This window comes from Blochmannia endosymbiont of Camponotus sp. (genome assembly GCF_023586085.1).
Classification (GTDB): domain Bacteria; phylum Pseudomonadota; class Gammaproteobacteria; order Enterobacterales; family Enterobacteriaceae; genus Blochmanniella.
Genome location: NZ_CP097757.1, coordinates 406277 through 429287, shown reverse-complemented (window position 1 = coordinate 429287; position 23011 = coordinate 406277). Strand labels below are relative to the sequence as shown.

Below are 23011 nucleotides of genomic sequence, written 5' to 3'. Positions count from 1 at the left end.
CTATTCTAGTGTATTGATAAAATCTATTTTTTGGTCTTTTTCTAAAGTAACATACGCTTTTTTCCAGTTACTACGGCGACCAACATTATTAGCTGTACCTTTAGATTTTCCTGAGATAACTATAGTGTTTATGTTATTTGTTTTTACAGAAAAAATCATATTTATAGCATTTTTAATATCTGTTTTAGTCGCATATCTTGCTACTTTAAAAACAAAAGTATTATATTTTTCTGATTGAATAGATGTTTTTTCAGAAACATGTGTAGATTTTAATATTTTTAATAAACGTTCTTGATAAATCATATTAACTGCTTCTCAATTTTCTTTATAGTAGTATCAGTAATTAAAGTGGTATTAAAATTTATTAAACTTACTGGATCTATATGTGTCGCAGTACGTATTTCTATTTTATAAATATTACGTGATGCCAAAAGTAAATTTCTATCTAAAAAATCAGTAAAAATCAATATACTTTTCTTTGGTGTTATTGTTTTTAATTTTTCTAATAATAATTTAGTTTTCGGTTTTTCTATAAACAAATTTCTTATTAAGAACAAGCGATCATCACAAACTAATTTAGACAAAATACTTCTTATTGCTCCTCGATACATTTTTTTGTTTATTTTTTGGTTGTATAATTTAGGTTTAGCCGCGAAGGTTACTCCTCCAGAACGCCAAATAGGGCTCTTTATTGATCCGGCACGAGCTCTGCCGGTTCCTTTTTGACGCCAAGGTTTTTTATTAGAACCTGCAACTTCTGAGCGTCCCTTTTGAGATTTTGTGCCTTGGCGAGAATTGGTTAAGTAAGCAGAAATAACTTGATGTATTAATGCTGGATTAAAAGGACATCCAAAAACTTCATCAGATACATAAAATTTAGTTAAATCTGATATATTTCTGTCTGTTGTAAAGTCCTTAATTTTTAATTCCATTTATATTTTCTCTTTAATATTGTACTTTAATAGATTTTTTAATAGCTAAGTTACCGCCAATGATTCCTGGGACAGCACCTTTAACTAGTAACAAATTTCGTTTCACATCAACACTTATAACATTTAAATTTTGTACTGTAACTTTATAGTTTCCTAATTGTCCTGCCATCTTCTTACCTTTGAATACCTTACCAGGAGTTTGGTTCTGTCCAATAGACCCAGGAGCTCTATGTGATAAAGAGTTTCCATGAGTTGCATCTTGCATATGAAAATTCCAGCGTTTTATTGTTCCTGCAAATCCTTTTCCTTTGGATATTCCTGTGATATCAACTTTTCTAATATCTATAAAAATTTGTATAGTAAAGATATCTCCTACTGATATTTCTGTTTTATTTTCGCAGCGAAATTCCCACAAACCACGGCCTGGATCAATTCCTGATTTTAGCATATGCCCTATTTCTGGCTTATTAACATGTTTAGTATTTTTTATTCCAGTGGTTACTTGCACTGCGAAATATCCATCCTTTTTAGTATTTTTTATTTGTGTTACATAATTAGGTTTTATTTCAATCATAGTTACGGGAATAGACAAGCCTTCTTCATTGAATAGTCGAGTCATACCCAATTTTTTACCAATTAAACCTTTCATTATTATGGATACAACCTCTTTTATATTTTTATAAATAAAATTTTATTACCTATGTATACATGCTATATATAACAAACACTATATGTATTATTTTATCCGAGACTAATTTGTACGTCTACTCCTGCCGCTAAATCTAAACGCATCAAAGCATCAACCGTTTTATCGGTAGGCTCAACAATATCTATTAAACGTTTGTGAGTGCGTATTTCATATTGGTCTCTTGCATCTTTGTTAACATGCGGAGAAATTAAAACAGTGAACCTCTCTTTTTTAGTGGGCAATGGGATAGGTCCATGCACTTGAGCTCCAGTACGTTTAGCAGTTTCCACGATTTCTACAGTTGATCTATCTATTAATCGGTGATCAAATGCTTTTAAACGAATGCGTATTCTTTGATTTTGCATATTTAAATATATAGTTCCAAAAATTAATTATTTATGAACAAATTTGTATACAATCTTGTAATATTCTGTAGTCTTCTGGTTTACAATTGATGGTTAAAACATTTTTTGTGCCACTACATTTAATGCGCAAAATCGTATTTTATACTTGTGTAATATAGTAATTAGTTATATTCTATTTTTTACAAGAGAAGCACCATGTAAACTTAGTGTACCAGTAAGCAAGCAAAAAACAAGATCAATTTGGAATAAAAGTTTTTTAAAGCATTTTTAATAATTTTAAAAAATTACACAAATATTTGTAAAATATTTGTGTAATATGAAAGATCATTTATTCAATTGGGATTGTATGTAGTTATGCATACCAATTTTTGTCATGAGATTTAATTCTGTTTCTAAAAAATCAATATGTTTTTCTTCATCATTAAGAATTTGTATCATTATATCTTTAGATATGTAATCTTGTACTGAATCAGCATATTTGATACTTTTACGCAAATTTTCAACACTATGATATTCTAAGTTAAGATCAGCATGTAAAATATCTTCAATATTTTCATTAATATTTAATGCATCAAATTTTCTTAAGATAGGCATGTTTTCTAAAAATAAAATACGTTTTGTATAAAGTCCTGCATGATCTAATTCGTCCATACATTCTTGATACTCTATATTATTAAGACGTTGTAACCCCCAATTTTTAAAGATTTTAGCATGTAAAAAATATTGGTTTACAGCCATTATTTCATCACTCAGTAAGTTATTAAGATGAATGATAAGATGATTATCTCCTTTCATAAAAGCTCCTAAATAATATTTTTAGTTTTGTATATATGTTTTTAGTATTACAATTAAAGTTATTTATTATGTTTAGATTATCTTTTTATTATAAAGTTGTTAATATCTTCACAGGAAGATTTATGTAAATGCTGATAAGCAGATTCGAACTGCTGACCTCACCCTTACCAAGGGTGTGCTCTACCTTCTGAGCTATATCAGCATAGTTCAATTATGTTATATAAAAGTGGACAGTGGGAATTGAACCCACATCATCAACTTGGAAGGTTGAGGTAATAACCATTATACAATGCCCACGCTATAGGATAATAAAACTAACTCATAATTAAATGATGGGGGAAGGATTTGAACCTTCGAAGTCTACGACGACAGATTTACAGTCTGCTCCCTTTAGCCACTCGGGAACCCCATCACAATTTTACAGATGCCGGCAAAAGGATTCGAACCTTTGATCTACTGATTACAAATCAGTTGCTCTTCCTATTGAGCTACACCGGCATCACATTAATTATTATTTTACAAAACGAGCATTATTCTACTCTGATGAACATATATTTAAAAATATTTTATTATACTATTGTATTTAAGATAATAAAAGTATTTAAAACATTTTCTAAAAAATAGATTTTTATTTTAAAGGCATAAATCATTATGTTTTGTAACACTTCAACTATAGTACATTATTATAATTAAATCTTCTATTTTGTTCAAGAACTAAAATAGAAGATTTAATTATAATAATGTATCCATATATTATTATTATAATAGAAACAATATGTTACATGTTTCGTCTATACCATTTTTAACTTTTAATCGTAAAGAATGGGCATCTTTTCGAGATAATATGCCATTGATATTATCTCGAAAAGAAATTATAAATTTAAGAGGCATAAATGATAATATTTCTATAAATGAAGTAATAGAAATTTATTTACCGTTAGTTAGGTTGCTTAATTTATATATTCATTCAAATATAAAACGACAAAACATCTTAGAGCAATTTTTGAACACTCAAGAACAACGTATACCATATGTTATTGGTATTGCTGGTAGTGTTTCTGCGGGGAAAAGTACTACAGCCAGAGTATTGCAAGCGCTGCTTAGTAGATGGCCCGAACACCGGATTGTAGAATTAGTAACAACTGATGGATTTTTGTATTCTAATAAAATATTAAAAAAAAGAAATTTAATGAAAAAAAAAGGTTTTCCACAATCTTATGATATTGCTAGTTTAGTAAATTTTATTTCAAAAATTAAATCTGGAGAGACACGATCCATGGCAATTCCTGTATATTCTCATATAAAATATGACATTATTCCTAATGTTCAACAGATAATTTATAAGCCAGATATTCTTATTTTGGAAGGATTAAATGTCTTACAAACTAACTACGATTATAATTACAACTTACCTTGTGTTTTTGTATCTGATTTTATTGATTTTTCTATTTATGTCGATGCTCCAGAAGATTTACTACAAGAATGGTATATTGATAGATTTTTAAAATTTTGTTGTACTACTTTTTCTTATCCTGATTCTTACTTTTATCGTTATACACAATTATCTAAAAAAAAAATAATTTCTATAGCCTCTAAATTATGGACTAAGATAAATGGACTGAATTTACAAAATAATATTTTACCTACTCGTGAACGGGCAAATTTAATTTTAAAAAAAGGTATTAATCATACAGTGGATAATGTTCAATTAAGAAAATAACATTAACTACAGAAATAATAATTTTATTTTTCTATAGTTAATGTTATAAAGATAGTTTTCATAACAATAATGAGAATGTATCGTTCTATAGTACAATACTATTTTAGTAAAGAAATTTTTAGTGGAATTTAGATTTTAGGATAAACCTACAGAAATATTATCTCCTGAATAATGCTCTGTTGAATTTAATTGATCCACTATTAATGCTCCATGCATATTTATTCCAAGAGCTGTACCACAGATTATACGATTGCCAATCAATAATTTTACTGGTTTATTATATAAATAATCAAAAATTTTCCAGTAGGAAATAAATGGATCAAACCCTAGACGCATAAAATCTTTTAATTTCTTATGTAATGTATTAATAAGTGTTGCTACCAAAATATTTCTATCAGGTGTAATTCCAATATCTTTTAGATTAATCCAGTCTTTACCAATTTTATTATTCAATGCTATACTCGCGCGCATAGACAAGTTAATACCAATACCTATTATTATATGAGTGATGTTATTAGTTCGTGTTATAATTTCAATTAAAATCCCTGCTAATTTTTTTCCATCGATATACAAATCATTAGGCCATTTGATTTTAATTTGAGATGCGCCTAAATTTTTTAATACTCTTGCTACAACAATACTTATCATTATACTAAGTTCGGTGATTGTCGGTGGAACCTTATTTAATGCCCAATAAATGGATAAGCAAATACTTTCTCCAAAAGGCGCAACCCAAATTTTCCCTCTCCTTCCTCTTCCTTGCGTTTGGTGTTCTGCAACACAAGCATCACCGGATCTTATATATGGAATATTATCTATTATATATTGGTTTGTTGAATTCACTTCATTTAACACAATTACTTTGCCTTCAAGTAATTGTGTTAAAATCCTAAATTTATTTAAAAAAGGAGAATATGTGATAAAACTATGATTGTCGTTAGATTTTAACAAAATTTTCAAACTTCCAAAAAATAAAATTAATATTGATATTTGTATTTTGATGTTTATTTAATTTTATAACTACAGATTAATTGACAAATTATATATATGATAAAAATCATAAACACATATGTAATCCTAAGTTTTTTCAATTAATATAAATACGTTAATCATTTATTATGTAAACAATTTTTTTGGGTTTATCTCTCCATGATTACCAATTAACCTAACTTCAGGTTGCAGATAAATATTAAATTTATCTGCAACCTGAGTATATATAAAAAGAGCTAAAGCTGCAATTTCGGTTCCAGTAGCTATTTTCCTGCGATTAATTAATACTAATGATTGTTTAGGATGTATTGCTGCTTCTCCAAACACACAACCTTTTAACTGACAACGCTCTATTAACCATCCCGCTGATAATTTTATTTTTCCATCTTTTTGAGAATAATAAGGTATATTTGGATAAATTTGAAATAAACGATGTGCCACGTTAGCATCTACTATCGGGTTTTTAAAAAAACTACCAGCATTTCCTGCTAAAATAGGATCTGGTAATTTTTTTTGTCTAATAATATTAATAAAATTAAAAACTTGACGGGGTGTGACATTATCTTTATTTAAATGAGTTAATTCGTGGTAACTTAGTACGGGTTTCCATTTTTTATTTAATTTTAATCCCACGGATATAATAGCATATTTTTTTAAATAATTTCTAAAAATGCTATCTCTATATTGAAAATTACATTCAGCACGAAAGAAACGAATTTTTTTTTCATTATATAAATCTATAACATCTACATACTCACAAATTTGAGATAACTCAATACCATAAGCCCCAATATTTTGAATTGGGGCGGCTCCTACATATCCTGGAATATATGCTAAATTTTCTAAACCTGGTATATTTTTATTTATGGTATAAGTTACTAACTCATGCCATTTTTCTCCAGCTCCAACGTGGAGCCTCCATACCATTTTATTTTCAGTAATGAAAATACCTTTTATCCTATTTAATAATATTGTTCCAATATAGTTTTCTAAAAATAAGATATTGCTGCCGCCTCCTAAAATGAGAACAGGTGTCCCTTTATTATAAGATTTTCTCCAAAACCTTAATAAAGCAGATTCATTATGAACAGTTACTACATGTTTAGCAAATACGTCAATTGAAAAAGTATTTAATGATTTTAATTGAATATAATGCTTCATATATTTATTTCTTAATAAAAATTATTAGTTACGTATTATTTTATGAATAAAAAAATTTATTTTATAATAAATAATTTTATATAAAGTTTATTATATTTAAGAATTATATATTCCGATAATATATATGTTTATTTTTATTGAACGTTATAGGATATCAAGTCTAATATTTTTATAATTATCAAAAATGATTTAGTGTGTTTTAATATAGAATACACTACACTATACATAGTATGTATAGCACAATATATATAAATTAATGTAATAATTTTCACATGTACTATTAAATCGCTATCATACAAATGATAACTGAATATTAATAATTTCAATTAAACTTGAATTTATACTAAGGTAATTAAATTTTTAATAATTTTATTCAATGATACTTGGGTAGTTGTATGTTTTAAATTAACTATAAATTATTGAATAAAAACAATTGCATTGTTTACAACATCTAAAGAAATACTTTTACCTGGTAATAATTCTCCAGATAATATTTTTTGAGATAATTCATTTTCAATATGTTGTTGTATAGCACGTTTTAATGGGCGGGCACCGTATATTGGATCAAATCCAACTTTTGATAAAAATACTAGGACTTTATTGGTGATATTAGTATTAGGATATCCTTTTTCTTCTAAACGATCGCATAAATATTGTAACTGAATTTTAGAAATTTTGATCAAATGTTCAGCGCTCAGTGGATGAAACACCACAATTTCATCTATCCTATTTATAAATTCTGGTTTAAAATTTTGATTAACTATATTTAATACTGTAATTTTTATTTCTTGATAATCTATAGTTTCGAATCGTTTTTGAATTAAGTCTGATCCTAAATTAGATGTCATTATAACTACAGTATTACTAAAATTTACTGTTCGCCCATGTCCATCTGTTAATCGTCCGTCATCTAATACTTGTAGTAATATGTTGAAAATATCTACATGTGCTTTTTCTATTTCATCTAATAAAATAATAGAATATGGTCGGCGACGTATTGCTTCAGTTAAATATCCCCCTGATTCATACCCAACGTAACCGGGAGGAGCTCCTAATAACCGTGACACAGAATGTTTTTCCATAAACTCAGACATATCAATACGAACTATTGCGTTATCAGTATCAAAAAGAAACATAGATAATGCTTTACATAACTCAGTTTTTCCTACTCCAGTAGGTCCTAAAAACATAAATGAACCGATTGGACGTTTAAGATCAGATAATCCAGAGCGACTTCGACGAATAGCGTTAGATACTGCTTTTACTGCTTCATGTTGTCCAATGACTAATTGGTGTAAAGCATGTTCCATATGTAATAATTTATCTTTTTCACTAGCTAACATCCGAGAAACGGGAATACCAGTCCAACGAGATAACACTTCAGCAATTTCTATATCAGTAACACAATTTCGTAAAAGACGCATTTTTTTGTTATTGTATTGTAATACGGTTGATAGTCTGTTTTCTAATTCTGGAATTTTACCATACTGCAGTTCAGACATACGAGCTAAATCACCAATACGACGTGCTTGATCAATGGCAATCTTTGCTTGTTCTAAATCAGATTTAATATTTTGAGCACTAGATAAATAAATCTTTTCATTTTTCCACTCTTCTCTAAGAGCAACACAATCTTGTTCTTTTTGTGTTAATTCAGTAGTTAATACTTCTAATCGTTTCATACTAGCGTTATCTGATTCTTTTTTTAATGCTTGTTGTTCTAATTTTAACTGTACAATACGTCGTTCTAATCTGTCTAATTCTTCTGGCTTAGAATCTATTTGTATACGAATGCTAGAAGCAGATTCATCAATCAGATCAATAGCTTTATCCGGTAACTGACGATCAGAAATATATCGATATGATAAGGTTGCGGCAGCTACTATTGCTGGATCAGTAATATGAACATTGTGATGTAATTCGTAACGTTCTTTTAATCCACGGAGAATAGCTATAGTGTCTTCAATACTAGGCTCAGCAACAAATATTTTTTGAAAACGTCTTTCTAAAGCTGCATCTTGTTCAATATACTTGTTATATTCATCAAGTGTAGTTGCCCCTACACAATGTAATTCACCTCTAGCCAATCTTGGTTTAAGCATATTACTTGCATCCATTGCCCCATCACTTTTTCCAGCTCCAACCATAATATGAAGCTCATCAATAAATAAAATAGTATTACCCTCTTCTTTAGAGATATCATTTAACACGTTTTTTAAACGTTCTTCAAATTCTCCTCTATATTTTGATCCCGCTAATAATGCCCCCATATCTAAAGCTAATATGCGATTATTTTTTAATCCTTCTGGGACTTCACCATTAATAATGCGTTGTGCTAATCCTTCTACAATAGCAGTTTTTCCTACTCCAGGTTTTCCAATCAGAACAGGATTATTTTTAGTACGTCTCAGCAATACTTGGATGGTACGACGAATTTCTTCGTCTCGACCAATAACAGGATCAAGATTATTTTTTTCTGCAAATTTAGTTATATCTACAGTAAATTTTTGTAATGCTTGGCGTTGAGATTCTGATTTTTGATCATTAACTAATCGATTATTACGTATGCAATTTATTGATTTTTTTATATTTTCTATAATTACTCCAGATTTTTTTAACAAATCGTTTAATATTCCATGAGATTCAATAGCTGCTAAAATAAACATTTCTGATGCAATGAAAGTATCATTGTATTTCTGTGCTAATTTATCACATATATTTAACATTTTAATTAAATCATGTGAACATTGAATATTTCCCTCAATACCTTCCACTTTTGGTAGGCAATTGCATGCTTGTTCAACTGATTTAGTTAACTGGGAAATATTAGACCCGGCACGTATTAATAGCTGATATACTGATCCAGTATCTTCTTTTAAAAAAGCAAGCATAACATGAATAGGTTCAACAAATTGATTATCTTTTCTAAGTGCTATAGATTGAGCATCAGAAAGCGCTAATTGAAAATGATGAGTAAAGTGATCTAATCGCATGACATCCATCGTCCTCTTATAATAACATACAAACATCAATTATATTCATTTAGTAATGCGAACTGTAACGATATGGAGATTAAGTGCTCAAAATTCAAGCATATAAATTACTAAAAATATAAAATACGTATTGATATACTCAAAGTATATACATAATTATTTTATGTGATATTTTTATTAAATAATCAGATTGTGGTTGTCATAAAAAAAGTATCTCAGCAGAATCTCTTTATAAATAAATAGTATTATTTATACATTCTTAGTTTTTCGTAATATATTTATTAATTTTATTATATCTGGAGGTAAAGGTATAACCCATTCCATTTGCATTTTAGTAATAGGATGATACAGTCGCAGCGTAGTTGCATGTAATGCTTGTCTATTAAAAATACATAAATAATTAATGAGTTCATTAGATATACCTTTAATAGAATAAGTCAATTTTCCATACTTCTGATCTCCTAATAATGGATGGTTAATATGAGCCATATGTACACGAATTTGATGAGTTCTTCCAGTTTCAAGGCGTACGCGAATCCTAGTGTGCATACTAAATGTTTCTATGATAGAATAATGTGTAACAGCTGACTTTCCCATAGGGTTTACTGCCATACGAGTACGATGAACAGTGTGTCTTCGAATTGGTTCGTCTATGATTCCTTCATTATGGGTAAACTTTCCAAGAACTATGGCTTCATATTCTCTAATAATTTTTTTTTTTAAATAGTTCTAATAAGTAATTATATGCGATTGCATTTTTAGCTACAACCATTAAGCCAGTAGTATCCTTATCCAGGCGTTGAACAATACCTGTTCGAAATACTTTGATAATAGATGGATATCTATATAATAAAGCATTTGATATAGTACCTGAATAATTACCAGCTCCTGGGTGAACTACCATATTTTTAGCTTTATTTATTACTACAATATCATGATCTTCGTATATAATCTCGAGAGGGATATTTTGAGGAACTATACTATTATTCCTAATATTAATAATATTTTTTATTTCAATAAATTCACCACCCATCATTTTTTTTTTAGGTATAATAATTGTCTGATTATTAACACTCACTTTTTTAGAAAGGATCCAACATTTTATTTGAGAACGTGAATAATTTGGTAATAACTCAGATAGAACACAATCTAATCGTTTTCCAGATTGTGATATCTGTACAACCATAGGTTTGATAGTATAGTATTCAGATGTCATTATATTAATATATAGTTGAATTATTAAATTCAATTAAATTATTGTATGATATTTCGTTAAAACGAATTTATTATATATGATCTATTAATATTTGTATGTAGCATGGAGTATTAATAAAACTTGTTATGAAACGTGTTCAACTCCATATAATAATCATAATCATTATTAGCACTATTATCACTTCTTATACCATTGCTTCTGATAGTGATGTAAGTTGTTCTGCCTATAATCTTTATAAACTTGCTCAAAATAAATTATATAACGCTGATTATAAAGGAGCGGTTCAAGATTTAGTAAATTTACAAAATTTACGATTGTTTGATCCTTGTCCGCAACAAATTTATTTAGATTTAATTTATGCTCATTATAAATTGAATGATTTCAAACTAGCAAATAATTACATAAAATGTTTTTTTAAATTATATCCTAATCATAATCATTTGGATTATATACTATACATGCATGGCGTAGTCAATATGTGCTTAGATGACGATAATAAAACATTAATAAAATATCTAAATATGAATTGGTTTGATCGAAATCCTACGTATGCGCGCACTGCATTCCATAGTTTTGTAAAACTTATTCATGAATATCCAGATAGTCGATATTTTGCAGATACTTACAGACGCTTAGTTTTTTTAAAAAATAGAATAGCTGAATATGAACTTGCTATTGTAAAATTTTATGCTAAAAGAGGTGCTTATATATCAGTGATAGCTCGCGTAGAAAAAATGTTATATTGTTTCCCAGATACTCAAGCAACTCGTAGAGCGTTGTGTTATATGCAACAAGCTTATCAAAATATATGTTTACCAGAGCAAGCTGAGAAAGTCGCAAAAATCATCGTTGCTAATCCAATATATTGATTCAATATGATTCATGAATGACCTTCATTATATTCTATACATAGAATTAAATAAATATTTAAAATATATATTAATACAAGGTATCATATAATGTTTATAAATTGAATATTAACTTTTAAAACTATCGTTATAGTGACTGCGATTATTATTTAAATAATATCTGTAAACATTAAAATATTACAGTAAATGAGTATTGTTATGGTTTGTAAATCTATAGTGCATATAGCATTTTTAGGTCCTAAAGGTTCTTATTCGCACATTGCTGCTATGCAATACGCTAATTGTCATTTTGATCAAATAGTAGCATGTAGTTGTCAAAGATTTAATGATATTTTTACTTTAGTAGAATGTCGTTATGCGGAATATGGTGTAGTTCCTATTGAGAATTCTAATTCTGGATTAATTAATGAAGTATGTGATTTATTACTTAATACTCGATTATTATTAGTAGATGAAATTACTATTCCTATAAATCATCGTATATTAGTCAATAGTAACACTGACATAAATCGCATTCAGATTATATATAGTCATCCGCAACCGGTGCAACAATGTAGCAGATTTTTAAAACGTTTTTCGACATGGAAAATTGTATTCTGTAAAAGCAGCGCAGCTGCTATGGAAACAGTAGCTAAATTAAATCAATCTAATTTAGCAGCTTTAGGAAGTATGCAAGGAGGCGCATTTTATGGATTACATTCATTATTGACATATAACTTATCTAATTACCAGAAAAATACAACTAGATTTATTATTTTAAAAAATACAAACATTGAAGTTGTTAATAATTCTATAGCCATAAAAACTATGATTATTATCTCTATTAATCAGAAATCAGAAAAATTATATGAAATTCTAAAAATATTACAATTTTATAATATTAAAACAACTTATTTAAGGCCACGTGTCTTATCATATAGTAAATCAGGCAATATAATTATTATTGAAATGATGGCACATATAAATGATACATATATACAACAGGTGCTGATTGAATTACGAAAAATTTCATGTTTATTAAAAATATTAGGTTGTTATCAATGTAAGTCAACTGCTAATATAATTAAATATTACAACAAAAATAAATTTATATATTAAATTAAATAAGTATATTAAAGTATTTTAAATAATGAACAATATACGTGTTATTTTTTACGTGTGACTATATGTGCAGTTGTAAACAATAGGTAATTATGTATTTATTTTAAACAAACATAAATATCGAACATAAGAATATGTACACTCTTATGTATACAAATAATATCTTAAATTTTAAACAATTAATCTTAAAATAGTAGATTTTAATCTGGATAAATATAATTTTAAAGAAAAATAATTATAAAAATTAATCAATATTATTTAGATTATTATTAATTTTGTGTGTCATTTTTGCATATGATTAATTTGACGTAATATTTTACTACTTTCTGTAAAAAAAAGATCAGTATATATACCAAGCCAATTTTGAATTTTTTTAAATTGATCAATGAATTCTTGTTTTTTATTTTGTTCTAATAATGTTAGAATTCTACCTAGTCTCCTATAATAACGTTTGATTAGTATCAGATTATTTTCTGAAGTCATTATGATATCCGCATATAATTGTGGATCTTGAGCAAATAACCGTCCTATTGTTATTAACTTTAATCGAAATATTGGTGAAGAAAGAGATAGTATTTTTTTTAAATCAATATTTTCTTTTAATAAATAATATCCCGCTATAAAAGTAATAAAATGACATAATCCTTGTGTTAGACTCATATGTCGATCATGTTCTGTTATATTGCAAAAATATAGTTTTGCACCCCATAATCGTATTTGTTCTAATAACCATTGATACGCTTCTGGATAACGTCCTTCACAACAAATTACTACTTGCTTCACCATGCTTCCATGATCTGGATTAAACATAGGATGTAATCCCAGTACTGGCCCGCTATGCGTAGATAATATAGCATTTAAGGATATTTTTTTTATAGATGATAGATCTACTATAATACAGTTATGAGATAAATATGGTAATTTATAAACAACATTAGTAACCAAATGAATAGGAACACTGATTATTACCATTCCAGCATCTGTTAGCATTGATTCTGCATTAGTCCAATCATTTTTATCTAAAATTCGTACTTTATATCCTGATAAAGTTAGCATTTTACAAAAAAACTGCCCCATTTTCCCTTTTCCTCCAATTATAACAATTGGGCCTAAATTCGGACATAATGTTTTAAATCCTTTTTCATTTTCATTGCAATAAGATTCATTTATAACGCGACGTAATATATCTTCTACTAAGTCTGGAGAAATACCTAATTTTATTGCTTCTTTCCTTCGACAGGCTACTATTATTTCCTCTCTATCTTGTGCATAAATAAACAATCCATAACGACTTTTTATCTCTCCTACTTCAGAGACTAAAGAAAGTCGTTTGGATAATAGCTTTAATAAATCTTGATCTATCTTATCAATTTTTTTTCGTAAAATATTCAGTTCCTCTATCATGCCATTTAGGCTCCTGATATACGCTTTATAAGGAATGGTTTTAATTCCTTATATAAATCGTACAGTAAGTGTTGAGTTGTGTCCCAGTCTATACATGCGTCGGTGACTGATACTCCATACTGTACTGTAGAAGATGATAAATTTATAGATTGATTTCCAGAGTGGATATAACTTTCAATCATTAAACCAATAATAGAACGGTTTCCATGTTTAATTTGATGTGAAATGGATTGTGCTACATTAATCTGACGACGATAATCTTTGTTGGAATTACCATGGCTGCAATCTACCATTAATGCTAATGGTAATCCTCCTCCTGCTTCTATTATTTTTTTTTCACAACAGATAACATCCGCTGGATGGTAATTAGGGGTTTTTCCTCCACGCAAAATTATATGAGTATTAGGATTGCCTTTTGTATGTAGCAAACATACTTGACCTAATTGATTAATGCTAATATAGCAATGAGGCATCATCGCAGCACGCATTGCGTTAATTGCATTATGAAAATTACCGCTAGTACTATTTTTAAATCCTATAGGAGTATTTAATCCAGAAGCTATTTCTCGATGTATTTGGGATTCTGCGGTACGTGCTCCGATAGATGACCAACTGAAGAGTTCTCCAATATATTGTGGAATATTTGGATTCAATACTTCAGTAGCGAGTGGTAATCCAATTTTTATCAATTGTACCAGCAGATTTCGAGCAGTTTTTAATCCCAATTCAATATCATTAGAACCATTCATATATGGATCATTAATTAAGCCTTTCCAGCCGATATTAGTACGAGGTTTTTCTAAATATACTCGCATAACAATATATAGTTGATCCTGTAAATCTATTGATAGGGTTTTTAATTTATTGGCATAATCAAAAGTAGCATTAACATCGTGAATAGAACAAGGACCGCATATTATTAAAAAACGTGGATCACGTCTGTGAATAATATTCATAATTACATCTTGAGAATCAACAATGGTCTGTTGTTCTATATGTGTTATAGGAAATTTATTTTTTAATTGCTCAGGAGTAATTATTGGGTACATGTTGCAAGTGTAGATACTATTACGCTCATTGTTCTGCATATTATTAACCTTAATGTAATAAGATGTCATAGTATAAATCTATAATACTAAATAACTAATTAAAAATGATGATATGTAACTATATTATGATACACATATAAAACTAATGTAAATATAGTTTTATATTATAATTGTTAATAAATTATTATAGATTGATTAATTGAATTTATTTAATTTTTAATTTATGCGAGGTTCTATTAATAATAAGTTATTGTTCTATACGATATATTATTGATTTAATTTAATCAAAATTAAGATTTTATATATGTATACAGTACATATTATATTATACATAACATATATGTTATGTATAATCGGACGGTCATTACAGTTGCAAGCGTAATAATTAAAGTAGGTAATAAACAATCGTAATGTATTGAATTTAGTAGTAAATACTGATATATTATGAGTATGTATTAATTATTTAATAAAACAAAAAATGATTTTATGGATTTGTACGTACTTTTACTTTTATACGTGCAGATTTTCCGCTGAGATGACGTAAATAATATAATTTAGAGCGACGAACAAAACCAAATCGTTTGATTTTAATCTCTTCAATAACAGGAGAGTGTGTTTGAAAAACGCGTTCTACGCCTTCTCCGCTAGAAATTTTTCTTACAGTAAATGAAGAATGCAACCCACGATTTTTAATAGCAATAACGATACCTTCAAAAGTTTGTAAACGTCTTTTATTATTTTCTATAACCCAGGTCTTAACTTCTATCGTATCACCTGAATGTAAACTCGGTATATTTTTTTTTATTTGTTTTTTTTCAAAATTGTTTATTAATTCATACATTGTGTTATTTTCCTAATTTTTTTAATGATAAAAAGTGTTTATTTTTAAATTCAGTAAGCAGCTCTTTTTCTTCATCAGTTAATTGTATATCATTAAGCAAATCTGGTCTTTTGATCCAAGTACGACCTAAAGCTTGTTGTTGTCTCCAACGAGCAATATTGCTATGATTTCCTGATAATAATACTGATGGCACTTGCATTCCTTCAAAAATTTTCGGTCGCGTATAATGTGGACAATCTAATTTCCCTTTAGAAAAAGAATCCGATTCTTTTGAATTTTGATTACCTAGCGCACCAGGGATAACTCTAGATATAGCATCTATTAATACCATTGCAGCTAATTCTCCTCCACTGAGGATATAATCTCCTATGGACCACTCTGCATCGATTTCTGTTTGAATTAATCTTTCGTCAATACCTTGATATCTACCACAAACCAAGATTAGTTTTTGATGATCAGATGCTAATTTACGCACATATTGTTGATTTAGCTTTTTTCCTTGAGGAGAAAGATAAATTACTTTAATATTGTTCCCTAATTCATTTTTAGCTTGCTTAATTGCATTTTTTAGAGGTTCAATCGTCATTAACATACCTGGTCCTCCTCCATAAGGACGGTCATCTACACTGTAGTGTACATTATGTGTGAATTCGCGCGGGTTCCATAGTTTTATTGAAATAATACCATTGCGAATTGATCGCCCTGTTATTCCATAACGGATAATCGAGTAGAACATTTCTGGAAATAAAGTAATTACGCCTAACCACATATTTTATAAAATTTTAATCTCATGAGTAATTAAAAATTAGGATCCCAATCTACAGTTACAGTGCGTATAACAAGATTAACATTTTTTATAACTCTCTTTATAAGAAAAGGAATAAGACAATTTTTCATTTCAGTAAACTTATTTTGATACATTTTTACTACTAAAACATCATTTGCTGTAGTTTCTATTATGCTAATAATATTCCCTAAAAAAATTCCTTGTATTGTAATTACTGTGCATCCTATTAAATCTTTCCAATAATATTCATCAATATTTAGATGAGGAAGTTGTGTCTTATCTATAATCATTTCACAATGATTTAATAATTGAGCTGATTCCCTGTTTGATATTTCTTGTATCTTGGCGATATAACGTTTTCCAAGTAATTTCCATTTATCTAAATAAATTGATTTCCATGTAGATTGGATCATAATGTAATATGGATTATAAAAAAATATACTGTCACTCTTTTCAGTAAAAGATATGATGCGTATCCACCCTAACACACCATATGCACCTATAATTTTTCCTATCACTATAGGATTAGGAACAGGTGGCGGTGGCGCCGTTATTGTTTTTTTGTCATATTTCATATTGAATTGTTATTCATAAATTTTTATTAATTTTAAAACGCGTTTAGATGGACTTGCTCCTTTATGTAACCAATATTGTACTCGTTTTATACTTATATGTAGGTTTCTATTATTTCCAAAATTAATTGGATTAAAGAATCCGATACGTTCGATAAAACGACCATCACGTGCATTTCTACTATCAGTAACAACTACGTGATAAAAAGGAGCTTTTTTATATCCTCCTCGTGCTAATCTAATTCTTACCATAGATATACACCTAAATTGAAAATTAATAGTAATTAGACTTATGATATATAATATAAAAGCTTATATACTAAATCGGTATATAAGCCATGTTTAACTAATTGTAAGTTTAGATAATATTTTGTTTTTTAATGTACGCATTACTTGAAATACTTCATTTTTATTTATTTTTTGTATCGTAATACGTATATGACTAAATTTAGTTAGTAACTTATTAACATCTTGTATGTGCACTCCAGATCCATTAGCAATACGTTTTTTCCGAGATCCTTTAATTATATCTGGATTTAAACGTTCTTTAATGGTCATAGAGTTAATTATAGCTTCTATATGCGCAACTGTATTATTATGAGGATGTGGTTGAATATCATTCAATTTAATTCCTAAATTAGAAGGTAGTTTACTTATTATCTTGTTGATTCCTCCCATATTACGTATTTGTTTTATATAATCTAAAAAATCACATAAATTAAAATCTATATTATTTTTATCAATATATTTTTTTTCTTTGCTCCATTTTACTTTATTTTCAATATCTTCTATTAATGAAAGTATGTCACCCATTCCAAGTATACGTCCAGCTATTCTATACGAATTAAAAGGTTCTAATTCGTCAATTTTTTCTCCTGTTCCTATAAATTTTATAGGTGTACCAGTAAGATATTTAATAGATAAAGCTACACCTCCGCGTGAATCTCCATCTAATTTAGTTAGAATAACTCCAGTTAATGGTAGGGTTTTATTAAATACATTTATGTTATTAATAGCCGCTTGTCCAATCATAGAATCTATAACGAATAAAGTTTCTGCTGGATTAATAGCATTATGAATTTCATAAAGTTCTGAAAGTAAAGTATAATCTGTATCTAAACATCCAGCAGTATCTATTAGTAAGACATCATAAGATAATGACTTCGACGCGCCAATTGCTGTTTTGGCTATATCAATTGGTTTACTACCAACATTATAATCTGTAAAAAAATTAATATCTTCAGAACTTATTAATGCTTTTAATTGCTGTATGCCTGCTGGTCTATATATGTCAGTTGATGCCACTAATATTTTTTTGTGTTTTTTATTTTTTAAATATTTGGCAAGTTTTCCAACAGTGGTAGTTTTTCCAGAACCCTGTAGACCCACCATTAATATCGGTGAGGGTGTTTGGGTATGTAAATTCAAATCATGCGATCCTTTTCCCATAATTTTTACTAAAGAAGCGTGCATTATTTTAATTAATTCTTGACCTGGAGTTAAATGTTTATTTATATTCTTCCCAACAATTCCTTCTTTGACTGTATTAATAAAATCATGTACTACTGATAACGCGACGTCGCCTTCTAATAAAGAAATTTTAACTGTATTCAAAGTGTCTTTAATATTTTTTTCTGTTAAACGTCCGGAACCAATGATATCTCGTATCGATTGTGATATTTTTTTAGATAAGTTTTCAAACATTTTAATTACTCAAATTAAAAATAGATATTTTAACAAATTAAACCATAAAAATTACAACAAGTAATTATAAACGCATTATTAACATCTCCATGTTATTTGATAACAATTAAAATCAACAGTATTATCTATTTAACTGCAAATACTGTTATTTTTGATGCGCGTAAAATAAAAATATCACATAAATACACCCGAGAGGATTCGAACCTCCGATCTCTCGGTTCGTAGCCGAGTGCTCTGTCCAATTGAGCTACGGGTGCATCATTCCCAATTAACAGTGAGGGAGGGATTCGAACCCTCGACACAGTGCTAAAACCATATACTCCCTTAGCAGGGGAGTGCCTTCAGCCTCTCGGCCACCTCACTGAATATTTTTATTTATTTTCTTTATTAATTTGCTTTTGTTCTTATAATCAAAAAATTTCCTGTCACATTACGTTGTTTTTACATAATTTACAACTAAATTTTTAATCATAAAATTACTATTTGTATAAAAAATTTATTTTAAAAAAATAACTTTAGCATAAAGTTGGTTGTGATTTTTCAGCTTTAATACGTTGATAAATTTCTTCTCGGTGTATAGATATTTCCTTGGGAGCATTTACACCAATACGAACTTGGTTCCCTTTAATACCTAATACAGTTACTGTAATCTCGTCTCCAATGATAAGAGTTTCACCAACTCGTCGAGTTAGAATAAGCATCCTTTACTCCTTGAAAAATTCAAATAGCTGTAATTCTTAACGTTTTTACTATTTTTATAATATTTAACAACATGAAATAAATATCTTTATATAATACTTTGATTGTTTTACAAATTTTTAGTACATTGCTGTAACAATATATTAATAGTTTTTTAAAACAATTTTTAATATATTACATAATTATTTATAGTATATTCTGTAATAAGTAATCTATTTTTGTAGAAATTTTAGATGTATTTATAATATTATTAATGCCGACTTGAGCAAAATGAGGCTTTCCTCCACCTTTTCCACCAAGGGTATTTATAATTAACCGTACTAAATTTAGAGCATTTATGCGATTGTTCTCTATTAAATCTTTAGTAACAGATACTACTATGCTAATTTTATTGTTCTTATTATTAATAAGAACAATAACTCCTGATTTTAGTTGACGTTTAAGGCAATCTATTAAATTTGTTAACGGTTTTAGCATCATATTTTCAACTTGTTTTATTAAAACTTGTACATCTTTAATATAATAAATTTCCTTAATAAAGGATAAACTTTCTTGTATAACTTGTTGATTTCTTAAATGTTTTATTTCTTTTTCTAATTTTTGACAACGAGATTTGAACTCATGTATTTTATTTAAAATATTTTTATTGTCACTTTGTGTCGATGTAAAAATATCTTGAAGTAATTTTTTATATTGATGCATGACAGATAATGCTGTATTATTAGTGACTGCTTCAATCCGCCTAATACCGGAAGCAATGCTAAATTCTTTAGTAATTATAAATACGCCAATTTCTCCTGTGCTTTTAGCATGAGTTCCTCCACATAATTCAGTAGAAAAATTTCCCATTCTTATAACACGCACTATTTTTTCATATTGCTTATTTATAAGCATCACAACTCCGCTATTTTTAGCTGTTTCTATCGGTATCATGTCAGCCACAATGGGAAAATTGATCCAAATTTGTTTATTTACAAGATTTTCTACTGTATTAATTTGTACTTCTGTCATTGTTTCATAATGACAGAAGTCAAAACGTAAATATTGATCGTTTACTAATGATCCTTTTTGCACTATGTGAGATCCTAAAACTTGGCATAATGCGGCGCGTAGTAAATGAGTAGCGGAATGATTTAAAGAAATGTTTTTCCTTTTATATTGATCTACCTGTGCAATTATTTCCTCTCCTACACTAATGGCGCCTCTGTTCACTACCCCCAAATGACCTATTATTTCTCCATATTTTTTAGTACTAGTAACTTGAAATAAACTAGATATAGTTTTTAATTGACCAGAATCTCCAATTTGGCCTCCAGATTCTCCATAAAAAGGAGTATTTTTTAAAATTACTATTCCTTCTTCTTCTGCATAAATTTTATTCACTGGTTTATTTATGCGAAATAATGCTATTGTTTGAGTTCTACAAGTAAGATCACGATACCCAACAAATGTATTTAATACATTGCAAAGTGATATATTTTTGCTAATTACATAAAATTTATTTGATTCTTTCGCAATTTTTTTCTGCGTCAACATAGACTGATCAAAATTCGCTTGATCTACATGTATGCCGCGTTTTAAACAAATATCTTTTGTTAATTCTAAAGGAAATCCATAAGTATCATACAAATCGAATGCTATTTCCCCATTCAAAACATTTCCTTTTAATAGTACTAATTTTTTTTCTAATAATTTTAAACCTTTTTTTAAAGTATCTTCAAACAATTTTTCTTCATTAAGTAATATTTTTTCTATAAAGTCTTTTTTTTCATATAGTCTATCAGATAAATATTGCATATATTTAATAAGAGGAGATACCAATTTGTAAAAAAAAATATTATTTGTACCTATTTTTTTCCCATGAAGAATGGCTCTACGGATAATACGGCGTAATACATAGCCACGTCCTTCATTTGAAGGAAGAACTCCGTCTTGAATCAAAAACGAGCATGTACGAATATGATCAGCTATTACATATAAAGATCTGTTAGTATTATCATCATTAACTTTAATAATTTGAGATATAGAAGATATCAATTTTTTAAATATATCAATGGAATAACTACTATGTACTCCCTGTAATATTGCAGTAATGCGTTCTAAACCCATTCCGGTATCTACTGATAACATGGGAAGTGACAAGAGATTACCATTCGATTGGCGATTAAATTGTATAAACACTAAATTCCAAATTTCAACATATCTTTCTCCAAATTCTTTTAAACTACCAGGAGGGCCTCCTTGGAATCGATCTCCATAATCATAAAATATTTCTGAACACGGTCCACAAGGACCAACTTTGCCCATTTGCCAAAAATTGTCAGAATCGTAAAAATTATCTGTATTATTACCAATTTTAATAACATGTTCGTTGGGTATATCTACTTGTTTTGTCCAAATATCATAAGATGCAGAATCACAAATATGTACTGTGACCCATAGTTTATTTTTAGATAAATTAAACCAGTTGCAATCAGTTAATAACTCCCAAGCAAATTGGATAGCTTCATGTTTAAAATAATCTCCGAAACTAAAATTACCTAGCATCTCAAAAAATGTTAGGTGTCGTGCAGTATACCCAACATTATCTAAATCGTTATGTTTTCCTCCAGCACGTACGCAACGTTGTGCAGTCGTAACGCGCTTAAATAATGGCTGATCAATTCCTAAAAATATATTTTTAAATTGATTCATACCAGAATTAGTAAATAACAATGTTTGGTCGTTATCAGGAATTAAAGTACTGCTCGCAACAATTTCATGTCCCTTTTTTTTAAAAAAATTAAGAAATTCCTGACGAATATCATCAAGATTTTTATGCATACAGATTCCATCACGAAATAAAAATTTCTATATATTTAATTGATATAATCGAATATTATAAACAATTTTAAAAAAGATAGAAATCAAAATTGCAGAATATTATTTATTTTGAATACATATAAATAAAGATTCAATATTATTTTTATAAAAATTTATTAAATACTATCAACGAACAATAATATATTATTTATAGATATATCTTAAAAATAAAAAATATAAAATGTTGATATATTATATATTTAATTTTAAATGAATCAACTATTTAAGTAGTTCATAAAATTTTTTAAAAGTAATTTATAAAA

20 protein-coding genes, 6 tRNA genes and 1 pseudogene are annotated in these 23011 nt (G+C 28.2%); 3 read left to right on the top strand and 24 right to left on the bottom strand.

What is annotated here, in order from left to right; translation table 11 throughout:
• The 9 genes from rplW to M9400_RS01720 form a co-directional block, all read right to left on the bottom strand.
• Entirely contained in the window at positions 1 to 303 is a 303-nt protein-coding gene (gene rplW, locus M9400_RS01760) for a 50S ribosomal protein L23 (protein WP_250232115.1), read from the bottom strand.
• A complete protein-coding gene (rplD, locus tag M9400_RS01755) occupies positions 300 to 932 on the bottom strand; it encodes a 50S ribosomal protein L4 (protein WP_250232113.1) in 633 nt (210 codons plus the stop codon). The genes rplW and rplD overlap by 4 nt, the downstream gene beginning before the upstream one ends.
• A 13-nt stretch (positions 933 to 945) precedes the next feature.
• The gene (gene rplC, locus M9400_RS01750; protein WP_250232111.1) at positions 946 to 1581 is read right to left on the bottom strand and encodes a 50S ribosomal protein L3; all 636 of its coding nucleotides are present in this window, start codon (positions 1579 to 1581) and stop codon (positions 946 to 948) included.
• Between the two features lie 92 nt (positions 1582 to 1673).
• Entirely contained in the window at positions 1674 to 1985 is a 312-nt protein-coding gene (rpsJ, locus tag M9400_RS01745; protein ID WP_250232109.1) for a 30S ribosomal protein S10, read from the bottom strand.
• Positions 1986 to 2309: 324 nt separating this feature from the next.
• Positions 2310 to 2780 (bottom strand): bacterioferritin, encoded by a 471-nt coding sequence (gene bfr / locus M9400_RS01740; RefSeq protein ID WP_250232107.1) that lies wholly within the window; start codon positions 2778 to 2780, stop codon positions 2310 to 2312.
• 129 nt (positions 2781 to 2909) lie between these two features.
• Positions 2910 to 2982 (bottom strand) — tRNA-Thr (locus tag M9400_RS01735).
• A 23-nt stretch (positions 2983 to 3005) separates the two neighbouring features.
• Positions 3006 to 3077: transfer RNA gene (locus M9400_RS01730), tRNA-Gly, on the bottom strand.
• A 33-nt stretch (positions 3078 to 3110) separates the two neighbouring features.
• Positions 3111 to 3192 (bottom strand) — tRNA-Tyr (locus M9400_RS01725).
• Between the two features lie 13 nt (positions 3193 to 3205).
• Positions 3206 to 3278: transfer RNA gene (locus M9400_RS01720), tRNA-Thr, on the bottom strand.
• Between the two features lie 277 nt (positions 3279 to 3555).
• Between M9400_RS01720 and coaA the strand changes: the two genes are divergently transcribed.
• Positions 3556 to 4500, top strand: a complete 945-nt coding sequence (gene coaA, locus M9400_RS01715; RefSeq protein WP_250232105.1) for a type I pantothenate kinase — start codon at positions 3556 to 3558, stop codon at positions 4498 to 4500.
• A gap of 135 nt (positions 4501 to 4635) precedes the next feature.
• Here coaA and M9400_RS01710 read toward each other — a convergent pair whose 3' ends face one another.
• The 4 genes and pseudogenes from M9400_RS01710 to rluD all read right to left on the bottom strand — a co-directional run bounded on the left by M9400_RS01710 (position 4636) and on the right by rluD (position 10830).
• Positions 4636 to 5451 (bottom strand): biotin--[acetyl-CoA-carboxylase] ligase, encoded by an 816-nt coding sequence (locus M9400_RS01710; RefSeq protein WP_250232102.1) that lies wholly within the window; start codon positions 5449 to 5451, stop codon positions 4636 to 4638.
• 165 nt (positions 5452 to 5616) lie between these two features.
• Positions 5617 to 6651, bottom strand: coding sequence for a UDP-N-acetylmuramate dehydrogenase (murB, locus tag M9400_RS01705; protein ID WP_250232101.1), 1035 nt, complete (start codon positions 6649 to 6651; stop codon positions 5617 to 5619).
• Positions 6652 to 7067: 416 nt separating this feature from the next.
• On the bottom strand, positions 7068 to 9644 hold the full coding sequence (gene clpB, locus M9400_RS01700) for an ATP-dependent chaperone ClpB (RefSeq protein ID WP_250232099.1): 2577 nt from the start codon (positions 9642 to 9644) through the stop codon (positions 7068 to 7070).
• Between the two features lie 249 nt (positions 9645 to 9893).
• Positions 9894 to 10830 (bottom strand): annotated as a pseudogene (gene rluD, locus M9400_RS01695) (23S rRNA pseudouridine(1911/1915/1917) synthase RluD).
• Positions 10831 to 10985: 155 nt separating this feature from the next.
• On the opposite strand from rluD, the gene bamD reads away from it, so the two are divergent.
• Both bamD and M9400_RS01685 read left to right on the top strand, forming a co-directional pair.
• Positions 10986 to 11729, top strand: a complete 744-nt coding sequence (bamD, locus tag M9400_RS01690) for an outer membrane protein assembly factor BamD (RefSeq protein WP_250232097.1) — start codon at positions 10986 to 10988, stop codon at positions 11727 to 11729.
• A 186-nt stretch (positions 11730 to 11915) separates the two neighbouring features.
• Positions 11916 to 12827 carry a prephenate dehydratase domain-containing protein gene (locus tag M9400_RS01685; protein ID WP_250232095.1) on the top strand — a complete coding sequence of 304 codons (912 nt, stop codon included), beginning with the start codon at positions 11916 to 11918 and terminating at the stop codon, positions 12825 to 12827.
• Positions 12828 to 13112: 285 nt separating this feature from the next.
• Here M9400_RS01685 and tyrA read toward each other — a convergent pair whose 3' ends face one another.
• The 11 genes from tyrA to alaS form a co-directional block, all read right to left on the bottom strand.
• Positions 13113 to 14234, bottom strand: a complete 1122-nt coding sequence (gene tyrA / locus M9400_RS01680; protein ID WP_250232093.1) for a bifunctional chorismate mutase/prephenate dehydrogenase — start codon at positions 14232 to 14234, stop codon at positions 13113 to 13115.
• 5 nt (positions 14235 to 14239) lie between these two features.
• Positions 14240 to 15322, bottom strand: coding sequence for a 3-deoxy-7-phosphoheptulonate synthase (locus M9400_RS01675; protein WP_250232091.1), 1083 nt, complete (start codon positions 15320 to 15322; stop codon positions 14240 to 14242).
• Between the two features lie 445 nt (positions 15323 to 15767).
• Entirely contained in the window at positions 15768 to 16124 is a 357-nt protein-coding gene (gene rplS / locus M9400_RS01670) for a 50S ribosomal protein L19 (RefSeq protein WP_250232089.1), read from the bottom strand.
• 4 nt (positions 16125 to 16128) lie between these two features.
• Positions 16129 to 16893 carry a tRNA (guanosine(37)-N1)-methyltransferase TrmD gene (trmD, locus tag M9400_RS01665; protein ID WP_250232088.1) on the bottom strand — a complete coding sequence of 255 codons (765 nt, stop codon included), beginning with the start codon at positions 16891 to 16893 and terminating at the stop codon, positions 16129 to 16131.
• Positions 16894 to 16922: 29 nt separating this feature from the next.
• The gene (gene rimM, locus M9400_RS01660) at positions 16923 to 17486 is read right to left on the bottom strand and encodes a ribosome maturation factor RimM (RefSeq protein WP_250232086.1); all 564 of its coding nucleotides are present in this window, start codon (positions 17484 to 17486) and stop codon (positions 16923 to 16925) included.
• Between the two features lie 9 nt (positions 17487 to 17495).
• Positions 17496 to 17735, bottom strand: a complete 240-nt coding sequence (rpsP, locus tag M9400_RS01655; protein WP_250232083.1) for a 30S ribosomal protein S16 — start codon at positions 17733 to 17735, stop codon at positions 17496 to 17498.
• Positions 17736 to 17825: 90 nt separating this feature from the next.
• Positions 17826 to 19187, bottom strand: coding sequence for a signal recognition particle protein (ffh, locus tag M9400_RS01650; RefSeq protein ID WP_250232081.1), 1362 nt, complete (start codon positions 19185 to 19187; stop codon positions 17826 to 17828).
• 183 nt (positions 19188 to 19370) lie between these two features.
• Positions 19371 to 19444: transfer RNA gene (locus M9400_RS01645), tRNA-Arg, on the bottom strand.
• A 15-nt stretch (positions 19445 to 19459) separates the two neighbouring features.
• Positions 19460 to 19550 (bottom strand) — tRNA-Ser (locus tag M9400_RS01640).
• Between the two features lie 152 nt (positions 19551 to 19702).
• Entirely contained in the window at positions 19703 to 19888 is a 186-nt protein-coding gene (gene csrA, locus M9400_RS01635; RefSeq protein ID WP_250232079.1) for a carbon storage regulator CsrA, read from the bottom strand.
• Positions 19889 to 20072: 184 nt separating this feature from the next.
• Positions 20073 to 22709 (bottom strand): alanine--tRNA ligase, encoded by a 2637-nt coding sequence (alaS, locus tag M9400_RS01630; RefSeq protein ID WP_250232077.1) that lies wholly within the window; start codon positions 22707 to 22709, stop codon positions 20073 to 20075.
• Positions 22710 to 23011 lie beyond the last annotated feature (302 nt).

What these genes read in the sequence shown, in the direction of transcription:
- clpB (WP_250232099.1), bottom strand. Translation starts at nt 9,644, where the DNA reads ATGCGATTAGATCACTTTACTCATCATTTTCAATTAGCGCTTTCTGAT.
- murB (WP_250232101.1), bottom strand. Translation starts at nt 6,651, where the DNA reads ATGAAGCATTATATTCAATTAAAATCATTAAATACTTTTTCAATTGAC.
- trmD (WP_250232088.1), bottom strand. Translation starts at nt 16,893, where the DNA reads ATGTGGTTAGGCGTAATTACTTTATTTCCAGAAATGTTCTACTCGATT.
- rplD (WP_250232113.1), bottom strand. Translation starts at nt 932, where the DNA reads ATGGAATTAAAAATTAAGGACTTTACAACAGACAGAAATATATCAGAT.
- alaS (WP_250232077.1), bottom strand. Translation starts at nt 22,709, where the DNA reads ATGCATAAAAATCTTGATGATATTCGTCAGGAATTTCTTAATTTTTTT.
- bfr (WP_250232107.1), bottom strand. Translation starts at nt 2,780, where the DNA reads ATGAAAGGAGATAATCATCTTATCATTCATCTTAATAACTTACTGAGT.
- bamD (WP_250232097.1), top strand. Translation starts at nt 10,986, where the DNA reads ATGAAACGTGTTCAACTCCATATAATAATCATAATCATTATTAGCACT.
- ffh (WP_250232081.1), bottom strand. Translation starts at nt 19,187, where the DNA reads ATGTTTGAAAACTTATCTAAAAAAATATCACAATCGATACGAGATATC.
- rpsJ (WP_250232109.1), bottom strand. Translation starts at nt 1,985, where the DNA reads ATGCAAAATCAAAGAATACGCATTCGTTTAAAAGCATTTGATCACCGA.
- csrA (WP_250232079.1), bottom strand. Translation starts at nt 19,888, where the DNA reads ATGCTTATTCTAACTCGACGAGTTGGTGAAACTCTTATCATTGGAGAC.
- rplC (WP_250232111.1), bottom strand. Translation starts at nt 1,581, where the DNA reads ATGAAAGGTTTAATTGGTAAAAAATTGGGTATGACTCGACTATTCAAT.
- tyrA (WP_250232093.1), bottom strand. Translation starts at nt 14,234, where the DNA reads ATGATAGAGGAACTGAATATTTTACGAAAAAAAATTGATAAGATAGAT.
- rplW (WP_250232115.1), bottom strand. Translation starts at nt 303, where the DNA reads ATGATTTATCAAGAACGTTTATTAAAAATATTAAAATCTACACATGTT.
- coaA (WP_250232105.1), top strand. Translation starts at nt 3,556, where the DNA reads ATGTTACATGTTTCGTCTATACCATTTTTAACTTTTAATCGTAAAGAA.
- M9400_RS01685 (WP_250232095.1), top strand. Translation starts at nt 11,916, where the DNA reads ATGAGTATTGTTATGGTTTGTAAATCTATAGTGCATATAGCATTTTTA.
- M9400_RS01675 (WP_250232091.1), bottom strand. Translation starts at nt 15,322, where the DNA reads ATGCAGAACAATGAGCGTAATAGTATCTACACTTGCAACATGTACCCA.
- rplS (WP_250232089.1), bottom strand. Translation starts at nt 16,124, where the DNA reads ATGTATGAATTAATAAACAATTTTGAAAAAAAACAAATAAAAAAAAAT.
- rimM (WP_250232086.1), bottom strand. Translation starts at nt 17,486, where the DNA reads ATGAAATATGACAAAAAAACAATAACGGCGCCACCGCCACCTGTTCCT.
- rpsP (WP_250232083.1), bottom strand. Translation starts at nt 17,735, where the DNA reads ATGGTAAGAATTAGATTAGCACGAGGAGGATATAAAAAAGCTCCTTTT.